The organism is Streptococcus loxodontisalivarius, assembly GCF_016908645.1.
Lineage (GTDB): Bacteria > Bacillota > Bacilli > Lactobacillales > Streptococcaceae > Streptococcus > Streptococcus loxodontisalivarius.
The window spans coordinates 18489-30408 of record NZ_JAFBEH010000027.1 but is presented as its reverse complement, the minus strand read 5'-3'; the positions used below and the strand labels follow the sequence as shown (position 1 = coordinate 30408).

The following is an 11920-nucleotide window of genomic DNA, read 5'->3' as shown; positions in this document are numbered from 1 at the left end:
TTAACAAGACACCTCTACTTTAGCATAAAGAAAAAGTAGTGAGTACTCTCTCCCGTCGGAGATTTCCTCACTACTAATCTTAGTATGTTTTTGTAGTCTGATATGCAAGACGCAGTGGTTGAGTGGGCTCTAATTCGCTGATAAATCAACTTTTATAGCCCTACTCAACTGTGCGGAGGTGGGACGACAAAATCGAATTCCTTCGGAATTACCGATTTTTGTCCCACTCTCTTTTTGATATAATGGTTAAGGAGGTAGCCTTTTACATGAAACGAGTGGAGAATAAGCACTTTAACTGGGTTGTTGCTCAGGCACAGGTGCAGGAGGATTTAACCTATCTGAGAGAAGATTACGGTCTAGATCCTGAGATTTTAGCCTATGCGGTCGATAAAAATGAGCTGGCGCATTTGGAGTATGATAAGTTTGATAAAGAATTGCTCCTGATTTACAATGCTTTGCGTGATGGTCAGGAGATGACCTATCAGACATCGCCAGTTTCTTATTTTATTTCTGGCAAGGATCTGGTGACTATTTTTGGTCCTGGAACCGACTATCTCTTAACTTCGTTTGAAGATGCGCTGGCCAAACGAGAAAATCTAACGCTGTTTGAATTTGTTTTTACCAGCTTGTTTTTGATTTCAAGGACTTATTTTCCAGTATTGGAGGGCTTGAATCGTGAGCGTCATGACCTCAATCTACGTTTGCGTCAGAGTACATCAAAAGAAGGGCTTTTGGAGCTGTCAGACTTGGAAACTGGGCTTATCTATCTGGTTTCAGCCAGCAAGCAAAATGCTTCGCTATTGGAACAACTCCAAGGTCAAACCTTTTATAAGGAACTGAGCGAGGGCGAGCAAGAGCAGTTTGAAGATGCTCATATCGAGGCACGCCAGTTGATGGAAATGACGACCTTGTCGTCTCAAATCACTGAGCAGCTAGAAGGAACCTATAATAATATCCTGAATAATGAACTAAATGATACCATGAAAGTCTTGACCAAGTTGTCTATCTTGCTGACTATTCCTAGTATCATTACAGGTTTTTTCGGGATGAATGTGACCCTGCCGCAGGTCTTTACCCAAGATAAGAATGCTTGGGTGTGGGTGATTGTTCTATCGGTGATACTCTGGGGAGTTTTTGGAATCTTCCTTGGTTTTTACATGAAGCAGTGGCAGTTTGGATTTAAGAAAAAGAAGTGACAATAGGTCACTTGGTTAAATAATTTAAGGAGAAAATCATGACATTTGAAGAGATTTTACCAGGCCTTAAGGCCAAGAAAAAGTACGTCCGCACAGGTTGGGGCGGAGCTGAGAACTATGTTCAGCTATTTGACACCATCGAGGTCAACGGTCAAAAACTTGAGGCGACGCCTTATTTCCTTATCAACGTAACAGGTGAGGGTGAAGGTTTCTCTATGTGGGCGCCGACCCCTTGCGATGTGCTGGCCGAGGACTGGGTAGAAGTTCATGACTAAAAAAGTCCTCATTACAGGCGTGGCATCGGGCATTGGACTGGCTCAGGCCCGCCTTTTTTTGGAAAATGGCTACGCTGTCTACGGTGTGGACAAGTCAGAAAAACCTGACTTGTCTCATGCAGATTTTCATTTCCTGCAACTTGATCTGACTAGTGACTTGGCTGCGCTTTACGATTTTGTTTCTGAGGTTGATATTCTTTGCAATACCGCAGGCATTTTAGATGCCTACCAGCCTCTGCTTCAAGTTTCAGAAGAAGAGTTTGAGCAGGTTTTCCAAACCAATTTTTTTGCGGCAACTAAGATTTGCCGCCACTATCTTCCACAGATGCTTGAAAATGATCAGGGTATTATTATCAATATGTGCTCAATCGCCTCCTTTCTAGCAGGTGGAGGCGGGGCTGCTTATACTAGCTCTAAGCATGCCCTTGCAGGATTCACGCGCCAGCTTGCCCTTGATTACGCCAAGAATGGCATCCAAGTCTTCGGCATTGCCCCAGGGGCGGTCAAAACGGGAATGACAGCAGCTGACTTTGAACCTGGTGGGTTAGCTGACTGGGTGGCAAGTGAGACGCCTATCGGACGCTGGACTGACCCAGCTGAAATCGCAGAGCTGACCTTCTTTTTAGCATCAGGAAAAGCCCAATCCATGCAGGGGGAAATCGTTAAAATCGATGGCGGCTGGAGTTTGAAGTAGGAGATTATATTATAAGGCAGAGAAGGAGAGACCATGACCCCACAAGAATTATGGAATGACTACAAGAAAGTAAATCCGACGATTGGAAATGAGATTGATGCTTGGGCATTTGGAGTTGAAGCAGACCTCTTAGCCCAGCTGGTTTTAGAAGGACGCAAAACAGCGACCGCGTCAGCTTATGATCTCTATGAGTTGGACAATGAACCTATCCCACAAGTTGGAACCTACGATGTCATCTTGGATGGAGAAGATCAGGCAGTCTGTATTGTAAGAATTAACCAAGTGACAATTGTTCTTTTCAAAGAAGTTTCAGCAGAGCATGCCTATAAAGAAGGCGAAGGAGATAGAAGTTTAGATTATTGGAGACAGGTTCACCTCGACTTCTTTAAACCCTATTTTGAAGAAAATGGTTTGATTTTTACTGAGGACACCAAACTTGTCTTGGAAGAGTTTGAAGTTGTTTATTCTAAGGGAAGTTAGGAAGGTTAGAAATTGTGACGAATACATCTAAAAAGAAGTTATCTTGGTTAGTGGGTCCTAGGGTAGCTCTTGTGACAACTGCTATTATTTTAGTAAATGTGATTGTTTATATCGTAAATTTAACACGTTATGGAACATCACCGACAAACTTGGACTACATTTTCATGGGTGCTTTGTATCCTCCGTTGATTAAGGCGTCATCTGATTATCTGTGGAGTCTTGTAACCTCCATGTTTATTCATTTTAGTTTCGACCATTTGGCGGAAAATATGGTTGTGCTCTATCTTTTAGGAGCTGGTTTAGAGAAGTTAGTCGGACATTGGAAATTCTTGCTGATTTATTTTGCAACTGGATTAGTAGGAAGTTTGATGGCTTTGTTATTTTCTCCAAATAATATTACCGGAGGAGCTTCAGGAGCTATTTTTGGAGTTATGGGATTCTTACTGGTACGTTACTTTAGAAATCCTAAAAAAATGACTTCAATCCTAGGGGATGAGATCATTGGTTATCTGTTAGGGATATCATTTATAAATGTTATTATTACTTTCTTTGAATCTGGTATCAGCATTCCTGGTCACTTAGGTGGCCTTTTCACGGGATTAATCTTAGGTTATTTAAGATTCAACAATGGTGTGGAGCAGAGTGATGAAACAATTGAAGATGAAGATGTTGTCCATCCTCTAAATTCTGGAAATGTCAATGATTCAGTAAGAAAATGGCATTCAAAAACGACTCGTTTGACGAAGCGTCAGCGCATTAAGTCAAGTAAAAAGACAAGGAAAACGAAGAATCACGAGATGAAACATGGGAGGTAATCTATGAAACTAGCACTATTAGGTACAGGTATGATTGTCAAGGAGGTCTTGCCTGTTTTGACAGAGGTTGAGGGTATTGACTTGGTGGGGATTTTGTCAACACCGAGGTCAATTGAGACAGCTCGTGACTTGGCTGTCAAGTATGGAATGTCACTTGCGACCAGCGATTTTGAGGAGATTTTACAGCATCCTGAGATTGATACGGTTTATGTTGGCACGCCTAACCACACGCATTTTGACTATGCGAAGGCTGCTCTTCTAGCTGGCAAGCATGTCATCTGCGAGAAACCTTTCACGCTCAACTTGGCTGAATTCAAAGAACTCCGTGCCCTGGCTGAGGAGCGTCAGCTATTTCTCCTAGAAGCCATTACCAACCAGTACTTGGGCAACTTTACCTATCTCAAGGAAAACCTGCCTCAACTGGGTCAGCTCAAGATTGTTTCTTGTAATTACTCGCAATATAGCTCGCGCTACGATGCCTTTAAGCGCGGGGAGATTGCGCCAGCCTTCGATCCTAAAAAGGGTGGTGGTGCCCTTCGCGACCTTAATATCTACAATATCCACCTGCTTGTTGGACTATTTGGCAAGCCAAATCAAGTGACCTACCTGCCAAATATAGAACGTGGTGTGGACACCTCAGGCATTCTGGTCTTGGACTACGGGAATTTTAAGGCGACCAGCATTGCAGCTAAAGATTGCAGTGCTGACATCAGATCGACCATCCAAGGCGATGAGGGGTCTCTGACCATTCTTGGTCCAACTAATAGTCTTCCTCAAGTTAGCTTGAAATTAAATGGACAAGAGGAAATCAGTGGCGACTACAACAGTCCTCACCACCGCATGTACGAAGAATTCGTTGCTTTTGAGACGATTCTTTCGCAGCAGGATAAGACAGCTTTGAAAGCAGCCCTTGACCAAAGCCAGTTGGTCATGGAAGTTTTGGAAGAAGCAGTAACTTCGATGGGATAGAGAGCAATCTTAAGAATACTGATAAAGCTAAAAAGTCACGAGCTCTTGTTTACAAGAAGCTTGTGGCTTTTTATTTTTAAGAGGGATGAATCTTCTCTAAAATATTAGAATTTGCAGCCTCTTTATACTATGTTTTTTAGCTTACTTAAGGCATTTATGCTATAATAGAAGACGAAATTTTAGATTATTAGATTAGAGATAGGGAAAAATATGTCAAATTATGCAATTATTCTAGCTGCGGGTAAGGGTACTCGCATGAAATCAGATTTACCGAAAGTTCTCCACAAGGTATCTGGTATTACTATGCTTGAGCACGTTTTTCGTGCAGTTTCAGCGATTGAGCCTACTAAAAACGTGACGGTTATCGGGCACAAGGCAGAGCTTGTCAAGGAAGTCTTGGCTGGCCAATCTCAATTCGCTCTCCAAACAGAACAGTTGGGTACAGGTCATGCTGTTATGATGGCTGAGTCAGAATTGGCTGGGCTTGAAGGTCAAACCCTAGTAATCGCAGGTGATACACCGCTTATCACAGGTGAAAGTTTGAAAGAATTGATTGACTTCCATGTTAGTCACAAAAATGTTGCCACAATCTTGACAGCCACAGCTGACAATCCATTTGGCTACGGGCGTATTATCCGCAATGAGCGTGGTGAAGTGATTAAGATTGTTGAGCAAAAAGATGCTTCAGAATTTGAACAACAAGTTAAGGAAATCAACACAGGAACTTACGTTTTTGACAACAAACGCCTCTTTGAAGCCCTTAAAAACATCAATACTAACAATGCACAAGGTGAGTACTACCTGACTGATGTCATCTCAATCTTCCGTGAGGCTGGTGAAAAGGTTGGTGCTTATGTGCTCCGTGACTTTGATGAAAGCCTCGGTGTTAATGACCGCCTTGCTCTTGCGACAGCAGAATCAGTAATGCGCCGCCGTATCAACAAGGCACACATGATTAACGGAGTTACCTTCCAAAATCCAGAAGCAACCTATATCGAAGTTGATGTTGAGATTGAACCAGACGTCCTTATCGAAGCCAATGTTACCCTCAAGGGACAAACTAAGGTTGGCAGTGAAACGGTCTTGACGAACGGAGCTTATCTAGTTGATGCCAAGATTGGTGCTGGCGCTGTTATCACAAACTCAATGATTGAAGAGTCTGAGGTGGCTGATGGCGTAACGGTTGGTCCTTATGCCCACATCCGTCCAGGTTCAAGCCTTGCCAAAGATGTTCATATCGGTAACTTTGTTGAGGTTAAAGGGTCATCTATTGGGGAAAATAGCAAAGCTGGTCACTTGACTTACATCGGTAATGCTGAAGTCGGCAGCAACGTTAACTTTGGTGCGGGTACCATCACAGTCAACTACGATGGACAACATAAATACAAGACTAAAATTGCAAACAACGCTTTCGTGGGAAGCAATTCTACCCTTATTGCGCCGCTGGAAATCGGTGAAAATGCACTTACAGCTGCAGGTTCAACCATCACAAGAGATGTTCCAAAAGACAGCGTAGCTATTGGGCGTAGCCGTCAAGAAAACAAGGACATGTACGCCCTCAAGCTCCCACACCACCCTTCACAAAAATAAGGAGTCAGGCTATGGATTTTGAAGAAAAAACCACCAGGCGAAAAGAGATTTTTAAGGGGCATATCTTTGATGTAGCCGTCGATGATGTGGAATTGCCAAATGGTCTAGGACAGGCTAAGCGTGAACTGGTCTTTCACAAGGGAGCAGTGGCAGTCCTTGCCGTAACGCCTGAGCGTAAAATCGTGATTGTTAAGCAGTACCGTAAGGCTATCGAGGATCTTTCATACGAGATTCCTGCTGGTAAGCTGGAAGTTGGTGAAAACGGATCTGAGATGGAAGCTGCTGCGCGTGAATTGGAAGAAGAGACAGGCTACAGGGCTGATTTGACTTTTCTCTATGAGTTCTACACAGCTATTGGATTTTGTAACGAGAAAATCAAGCTCTATCTGGCAGATAATCTAGAAAAGGTGCCAAATCCTCGCCCTCAGGATGATGATGAAGTGTTGGAGTTGTTTGAGTTGACCTATGAGGAGTGTATGGACTTGGTCGCCTCTGGTGCTATCAGAGATGCTAAAACTTTGATTGCTCTTCAATATTTTGCCTTGCATTTTGGAGGAAAATAAGCTATGGGAAAACCGCTTTTGACAGATGATATCATTAAGCGAGCTGAACGTGGTGAGTTTGAACAAGATAGTCGTTATTTTGATGATGAAGATACATTGGTCTTGGATAGGGATGATTTGTCGCAGCAATTATCTGCAGAAGACGACAAGCGTAAAATTGTTAAAAGTCGCCGTATTGAAAATGCCAAGCGTGGTGAATTTCAATCTAAGGTCAACCGAATTCTCCTGATCGTCATCATCTTGGTTATTCTGCTCTTTTGGGCTGTCTTTAAATTATAGAGGAAATACATAATGAAAATTGGAATTATTGCTGCGATGGAGCAGGAACTCAAGCTCCTTGTAGAACACTTGCAAGACAAGACAGAAGAAGTTGTGCTTGATCACACTTACTATTCTGGTCGACTTGGTAATCACGAGGTTGTCTTGGTACAATCTGGTGTTGGTAAGGTCATGTCTGCCATGTCAGTTGCTATCTTGGTTGACCACTTTGTAGTCGATGCTCTTATCAACACGGGTTCAGCTGGTGCTGTTGCAAGCGGACTTAAAATTGGTGATGTCGTTGTGGCTGACAGACTTGCTTATCATGATGTGGACCTGACTGCCTTTGGCTATGAATTTGGTCAGATGTCTATGCAGCCACTCTACTTTGAGGCTGATGGTCGTTTTGTAGAGACCTTCCAAGCTGTGCTCGATGAAGCTAAGGTTGATAGCAAGATTGGTCTTATTACGACCAGCGATTCTTTTATCGCAGGGCAGGATAAGATTGATGCTATCAAGGCAGCCTTTCCAGAAGTATTGGCAGTTGAGATGGAAGGCGCAGCCATTGCCCAAGCCGCTCATGCGACTGGAAAACCCTTCATCGTTGTGCGTGCTATGAGCGATACTGCAGCCCACGATGCCAATATCACCTTTGATGAATTTATTATCCAAGCTGGAAAACAGTCAGCAGCAATCTTGCTTGCTTTCTTGGAAAAATTAGCTTAATAAAAAAGTAGGACAGAAAAATTTTTCTGTCCTACTTTTTTATTGTTCTGAAACGAAAATCTCTCTGGCAATTTGCTGAGGGATTGCTAGACTTTTGTCTTGGTAATGGATAGTAAAAGTTGCAGCGTAAGGATCGATTTCAAGGAGCTCAAAGCTGAGTCCGATAGCAAGACCATGATCCTCCATATACTTGATCAGTTGGAAGTTATCGTGATAGCGCACAAGCTTATAGTGCCCAGTTTGCTCTATTTCAGCTAAGGTTTGTTTATTGACTTCGATTAGGGCTTGTCCCTTTTTGGGAATGCTACCGCCATGCGGGCAGAAGTCAGGATTACCGAGCAAGATCTCAAGTCGGTCGATAAAATGGTCTGAGACGGTATGTTCTAGAACTTCAGCCTCTTCATGGATTTCATCGGTAGAATAATTCAAGTGTTGGATAAGGAAGAGTTCAATCAAGCGGTGCTTACGATAGAGGTCAGTTACAAGACTGAGTCCCTTATCAGTTAGCAGATAACCAGCTACCTTATCCTTTACAATCCATTCCTGAGTTAACATTTTCTTGACCATTTCAGACACGGCTGGAGCAGATACCTGCATCAGCTCTGCAATGAGCTTATTGGTAATTTTACTGCCTCTTTCACCAATTTCATAGATGGTCTTCAAATAGTCTTCTTTATTAGGTGTCATACGTTTTCCTCGCTTATTTCATTTTCTATTATAGCAAAAAAATCAGATAAAGCTTGACAGAAAAACAAATAAAGGTTATCCTAAATATAAAGTTAAGTATACCTAACTTTATATTTTAGATACCCTTAGGAGATTATATGTTTAAAAAAATAATATTTTGTTTTAGCCTTATCATTTGTTCGGTCTGCTTGCTAGCCTGCTCTAATCAGCAGAATCAAGGGGCTTCTCAAAAAATCAATGTGGTGACAACAAATTCAATCATTGCAGATATCACAAAAAATATTGCTGCTGATAAAATCAACCTGCACAGCATTGTCCCAATCGGTCAAGATCCTCATGAATATGAGCCACTGCCAAACGATGTCAAAAAGACTTCGGATGCGGATTTGATTTTTTATAATGGTATTAATTTGGAAGATGGTGGTCAGGCTTGGTTTACGAAATTGGTCAAAAATGCCAATAAGAAAAAGGATAAGGATTATTTTGCAGTAAGTAAAGGTGTGGATATCATTTATCTTGAAGGTCAGGAAGAGAAAGGAAAAGAAGATCCACACGCCTGGCTTAATCTAGAAAATGGTATGATTTATGCCAAGAATATCGCTGAGCAATTGCAGAAGAAGGATCCTAAAAACAAGGACTTTTACGAAAAAAATCTCAAGTCTTATCTTGAGAAATTAGCAGAACTTGATGAGAAAGCCAAGACAACCTTTGCAGCCATTCCTGAAAATCAAAAACTGATTGTTACTAGTGAGGGTTGCTTCAAGTACTTTTCAAAAGCCTATGATATCCCATCTGCTTACATTTGGGAAATCAATACTGAAGAAGAAGGAAGTTCTGAACAAATCAAGAGTCTTGTTGAAAAACTCCAAAAAGATCCACGTCCGCATTCCCTATTTGTGGAATCTTCTGTGGATAAACGTCCAATGAAGACAATTTCGAAAGAAACTGGTATTCCTATTTTTGCAGAAATCTTTACAGACTCAGTTGCAGAAGAAGGTCAGGAAGGCGACAGCTATTATGCCATGATGAAATGGAATTTGGAAAAAATTGCACAAGGTTTAGCTGAGTAATAATCGAGAAAGGAATAAGTCATGATTTCAATCAGAAACTTACAGCTATCCTATGATGGCAAATCTAAGGTTTTAGAGGATTTAAATCTTGAACTCAATCACTCTGGAATGATCGGAATAATTGGACCAAATGGTGCTGGAAAGTCAAGTCTCTTAACAGCGATCATGGGTTTGGCTAAGGTTCAAGGGCAGGTAGAAATTGGGAAAAATCCTAGGACCAAACTCCCTTATCAGCTTGCCTATGTCGAGCAAAAGAGTAAAATTGACTACGATTTTCCAATCAAGGTTAAAGAATGTGTTTCTTTGGGACTTTTCGCTAAAAAAGGACTATTTAACTGGTTGAACAATGATGATTGGCAACTGATCAGCCAAGCTCTTAAACAGGTCGGATTAGAAGAATTTGCGGATTATCCGATTAGACATCTATCAGGTGGGCAGTTTCAAAGGATGCTTCTAGCTCGCTGTCTCGTTCAAGAAGCCGATATCCTCTTACTTGACGAACCATTCGTTGGTATTGATGCTGTTAGCGAAGCCCTTATTATTAGCCTTTTAAGAAATGAGGTAGAAAAAGGAAAGATGGTCTTGATTGTTCACCATGATTTGGCTAAGGTTAGAGATTACTTTGATCAGTTGCTTATTCTTAATCATCAGTTGGTTGCTTTTGGTCAAACCTTGGAAGTCTTCGTTTCGGACTATCTTAAAGAAGCCTATGGTCAAGAGTTATTCCTAGGAAGTGAGGAAGTCAGTTGATTAGTCAGTTTTTTTCAGACCTTGCTCACTACCATTTTTTACAAAATGCTCTAATCACAGCTTTAGCTGTTGGACTTGTATCAGGTGTTCTAGGAGCTTTTATAATTCTAAGGTCGATGTCCTTGATGGGAGATGCCATTTCCCATGCCGTTTTGCCAGGTGTTGCCATTTCTTATATGTTAGGCATTAATTTCTATCTTGGTGCCATCTGTTTTGGTCTCTTGGCTGCTCTTATGATTGGTTACATTAAATCAAACAGTATGATCAAAGGAGATACAGCCATTGGCATTATCTTCTCAGCCTTTCTAGCTTTGGGAGTCATTCTAATCGGAGTTGCTAACAGCTCGACAGATTTGTTTCATATCCTTTTTGGAAATGTCCTTGCGGTGGCAGATAGCGATAAATGGCTGACGATGATTATTGCGTCGCTCGTCATTCTTTTGATTCTGTTCTTTTTTAAAGGATTGCTAATAACCAGTTTTGATCCAGTGTTAGCTAGATCTCTGGGAATAAAAGTAGGTTTTTATCATTATTTAGTGATGATTTTATTGACTGTAGTTGCTGTGACAGCCATGCAGAGCGTTGGAACCATAATGATTGTTGCCATGCTGATTAGCCCAGCAGCAACAGCTTATCTCTACACGGAAAGTCTTAAAAAGATGGTTATTCTATCTGCAGTGATTGGAGCTTTGAGTTCGACTTTAGGAATAGCAATCGGTTATAGCTTTAATCTAGCTGTTGGTTCTACCATTGTTTTAACAGCAGCCAGCCTATTTTTCATCAGTTTTCTGATTTCTCCCAAACAAAGGTCTTCCAGTCGTTGAATATTTTCCGTTAGGAAGTTGTTAACTAGATTTAGGATATTGATAAACTAAAAAAAGACATAGAGTGCCTTTTGGTTAAAGCTATTCTATGTCTTTTAGTAATTTTTGGCTTATTTTTTGTCAAAATCGTAGTCTTTAACAATCTTGATGCCAGTGATTGTGACGCTTTCAGTTGGTTTGTTATTACTATCAGTTGCGACAGCTGAGATACTATCGACAACATCCATGCCAGAAATCACTTGACCAAAGACGGTATAGTCACCATCTAGACTTGGATTTCCTCCCTTTTTGTAGGCATCAATGATAGCTTGTGGATACTGGTCGCTTGAAAGTCCTGAAGACTGGTCTTCCTTGTTTTGGTTGATGAAGAACTGACTTCCATTGGTGTCTGCGCCAGCATTTGCCATAGCAAGAGCCCCACGAAGATTGTAGAGATAAGGTGAAATCTCGTTTTTGAAACCATTGCCTGAGTCAATAGAATCATCCTCACCATTCCAGATAGACTGACCGCCAGTACCATCTCCATTTGGATCACCAGATTGAATCATAAAGTCTGCAATGACGCGGTGGAAAGTCAGACCGTTGTAGTAGCCTTCTTTAGCATGTGTGAGGAAGTTTTCCACAGCCAGCGGTGCGTAAGTTGGGAAGAGCTTGATGGTAATATCACCCTTTGATGTCTGAAGGATGACTTCAGCTTCATCATCAGCAACCTCAGTTGATAGTTGTGGAAAAGCAGAGCTATCTGCCTTAAGGGCTTTTTGCAGTTCAGCACTTGCTGCTTCAGAAGAAGAGGCACTAGCACTGGCTGACGCTTGACTATCGACATAATCGTCCCCTCTGATGGCACGTGTTAAATCGCTACAACCTGCTAGTCCCAGTAATAATAGACCTGTCAGGCTTAGAAGAGTTAGTTTTTTCATGAGACCTCCTTGACTCTTTTTTACTATTTTAACATAAGTAGTCTTGGATGGACTAGTCGAACTATTCCCGTTGTTGTTTAATCCAATCCTGATAAGGCTTTGC

General features: G+C 41.6%; 15 protein-coding genes. 13 read left to right on the top strand and 2 right to left on the bottom strand.

Annotated elements, in window-relative coordinates:
* The first annotated feature begins 266 nt into the window (after positions 1 to 266).
* The 10 genes from JOC28_RS06855 (at position 267) to JOC28_RS06810 (ending at position 7566) form a co-directional block, all read left to right on the top strand.
* Complete coding sequence (locus JOC28_RS06855; RefSeq protein WP_205009955.1) at positions 267 to 1196, top strand: magnesium transporter CorA family protein; 930 nt, start codon at positions 267 to 269, stop codon at positions 1194 to 1196.
* Positions 1197 to 1234: 38 nt separating this feature from the next.
* Entirely contained in the window at positions 1235 to 1471 is a 237-nt protein-coding gene (locus JOC28_RS06850) for a DUF2829 domain-containing protein (RefSeq protein WP_205009954.1), read from the top strand.
* Positions 1464 to 2165, top strand: a complete 702-nt coding sequence (locus JOC28_RS06845; RefSeq protein WP_205009953.1) for a 3-oxoacyl-ACP reductase — start codon at positions 1464 to 1466, stop codon at positions 2163 to 2165. Before JOC28_RS06850 ends, JOC28_RS06845 begins: the two co-directional genes overlap by 8 nt.
* 33 nt (positions 2166 to 2198) lie before the next feature.
* On the top strand, positions 2199 to 2645 hold the full coding sequence (locus tag JOC28_RS06840) for an ASCH domain-containing protein (RefSeq protein ID WP_205009952.1): 447 nt from the start codon (positions 2199 to 2201) through the stop codon (positions 2643 to 2645).
* Between the two features lie 14 nt (positions 2646 to 2659).
* Positions 2660 to 3460, top strand: a complete 801-nt coding sequence (locus JOC28_RS06835) for a rhomboid family intramembrane serine protease (protein ID WP_205009951.1) — start codon at positions 2660 to 2662, stop codon at positions 3458 to 3460.
* Positions 3461 to 3463: 3 nt separating this feature from the next.
* Entirely contained in the window at positions 3464 to 4429 is a 966-nt protein-coding gene (locus JOC28_RS06830; RefSeq protein WP_205009950.1) for a Gfo/Idh/MocA family protein, read from the top strand.
* Between the two features lie 210 nt (positions 4430 to 4639).
* Positions 4640 to 6019: a bifunctional UDP-N-acetylglucosamine diphosphorylase/glucosamine-1-phosphate N-acetyltransferase GlmU gene (gene glmU, locus JOC28_RS06825; protein WP_205009949.1), complete on the top strand. Its 1380-nt coding sequence runs from the start codon at positions 4640 to 4642 to the stop codon at positions 6017 to 6019.
* Between the two features lie 11 nt (positions 6020 to 6030).
* Positions 6031 to 6582: an NUDIX hydrolase gene (locus JOC28_RS06820; protein ID WP_205009948.1), complete on the top strand. Its 552-nt coding sequence runs from the start codon at positions 6031 to 6033 to the stop codon at positions 6580 to 6582.
* A 3-nt stretch (positions 6583 to 6585) separates the two neighbouring features.
* Complete coding sequence (macP, locus tag JOC28_RS06815; RefSeq protein ID WP_205009947.1) at positions 6586 to 6861, top strand: cell wall synthase accessory phosphoprotein MacP; 276 nt, start codon at positions 6586 to 6588, stop codon at positions 6859 to 6861.
* 12 nt (positions 6862 to 6873) lie between these two features.
* The gene (locus JOC28_RS06810) at positions 6874 to 7566 is read left to right on the top strand and encodes a 5'-methylthioadenosine/adenosylhomocysteine nucleosidase (RefSeq protein ID WP_205009946.1); all 693 of its coding nucleotides are present in this window, start codon (positions 6874 to 6876) and stop codon (positions 7564 to 7566) included.
* A gap of 39 nt (positions 7567 to 7605) precedes the next feature.
* Here the strand turns inward: JOC28_RS06810 and JOC28_RS06805 are convergent, their stop codons facing one another.
* Positions 7606 to 8253 carry a metal-dependent transcriptional regulator gene (locus JOC28_RS06805; RefSeq protein ID WP_205009945.1) on the bottom strand — a complete coding sequence of 216 codons (648 nt, stop codon included), beginning with the start codon at positions 8251 to 8253 and terminating at the stop codon, positions 7606 to 7608.
* Positions 8254 to 8390: 137 nt separating this feature from the next.
* Here JOC28_RS06805 and JOC28_RS06800 point away from each other — a divergent pair, with 137 nt between their 5' ends.
* The 3 genes from JOC28_RS06800 to JOC28_RS06790 are packed head-to-tail and all read left to right on the top strand — an operon-like array spanning position 8391 to position 10897.
* Positions 8391 to 9323: a metal ABC transporter substrate-binding protein gene (locus JOC28_RS06800; RefSeq protein ID WP_205009944.1), complete on the top strand. Its 933-nt coding sequence runs from the start codon at positions 8391 to 8393 to the stop codon at positions 9321 to 9323.
* 21 nt (positions 9324 to 9344) lie between these two features.
* Complete coding sequence (locus JOC28_RS06795; protein WP_205009943.1) at positions 9345 to 10073, top strand: metal ABC transporter ATP-binding protein; 729 nt, start codon at positions 9345 to 9347, stop codon at positions 10071 to 10073.
* On the top strand, positions 10070 to 10897 hold the full coding sequence (locus tag JOC28_RS06790; protein ID WP_205009942.1) for a metal ABC transporter permease: 828 nt from the start codon (positions 10070 to 10072) through the stop codon (positions 10895 to 10897). Before JOC28_RS06795 ends, JOC28_RS06790 begins: the two co-directional genes overlap by 4 nt.
* A gap of 110 nt (positions 10898 to 11007) precedes the next feature.
* Here the strand turns inward: JOC28_RS06790 and JOC28_RS06785 are convergent, their stop codons facing one another.
* Complete coding sequence (locus JOC28_RS06785; protein ID WP_205009941.1) at positions 11008 to 11817, bottom strand: peptidylprolyl isomerase; 810 nt, start codon at positions 11815 to 11817, stop codon at positions 11008 to 11010.
* Between the last annotated feature and the right edge of the window lie 103 nt (positions 11818 to 11920).

Excerpts from the sequence above, each read along its gene's own strand:
- JOC28_RS06840 (WP_205009952.1), top strand. The coding sequence starts at position 2,199 with ATGACCCCACAAGAATTATGGAATGACTACAAGAAAGTAAATCCGACG.
- JOC28_RS06805 (WP_205009945.1), bottom strand. The coding sequence starts at position 8,253 with ATGACACCTAATAAAGAAGACTATTTGAAGACCATCTATGAAATTGGT.
- JOC28_RS06810 (WP_205009946.1), top strand. The coding sequence starts at position 6,874 with ATGAAAATTGGAATTATTGCTGCGATGGAGCAGGAACTCAAGCTCCTT.
- JOC28_RS06800 (WP_205009944.1), top strand. The coding sequence starts at position 8,391 with ATGTTTAAAAAAATAATATTTTGTTTTAGCCTTATCATTTGTTCGGTC.
- JOC28_RS06830 (WP_205009950.1), top strand. The coding sequence starts at position 3,464 with ATGAAACTAGCACTATTAGGTACAGGTATGATTGTCAAGGAGGTCTTG.
- JOC28_RS06785 (WP_205009941.1), bottom strand. The coding sequence starts at position 11,817 with ATGAAAAAACTAACTCTTCTAAGCCTGACAGGTCTATTATTACTGGGA.
- JOC28_RS06795 (WP_205009943.1), top strand. The coding sequence starts at position 9,345 with ATGATTTCAATCAGAAACTTACAGCTATCCTATGATGGCAAATCTAAG.
- JOC28_RS06850 (WP_205009954.1), top strand. The coding sequence starts at position 1,235 with ATGACATTTGAAGAGATTTTACCAGGCCTTAAGGCCAAGAAAAAGTAC.
- macP (WP_205009947.1), top strand. The coding sequence starts at position 6,586 with ATGGGAAAACCGCTTTTGACAGATGATATCATTAAGCGAGCTGAACGT.
- JOC28_RS06845 (WP_205009953.1), top strand. The coding sequence starts at position 1,464 with ATGACTAAAAAAGTCCTCATTACAGGCGTGGCATCGGGCATTGGACTG.
- JOC28_RS06820 (WP_205009948.1), top strand. The coding sequence starts at position 6,031 with ATGGATTTTGAAGAAAAAACCACCAGGCGAAAAGAGATTTTTAAGGGG.
- glmU (WP_205009949.1), top strand. The coding sequence starts at position 4,640 with ATGTCAAATTATGCAATTATTCTAGCTGCGGGTAAGGGTACTCGCATG.
- JOC28_RS06855 (WP_205009955.1), top strand. The coding sequence starts at position 267 with ATGAAACGAGTGGAGAATAAGCACTTTAACTGGGTTGTTGCTCAGGCA.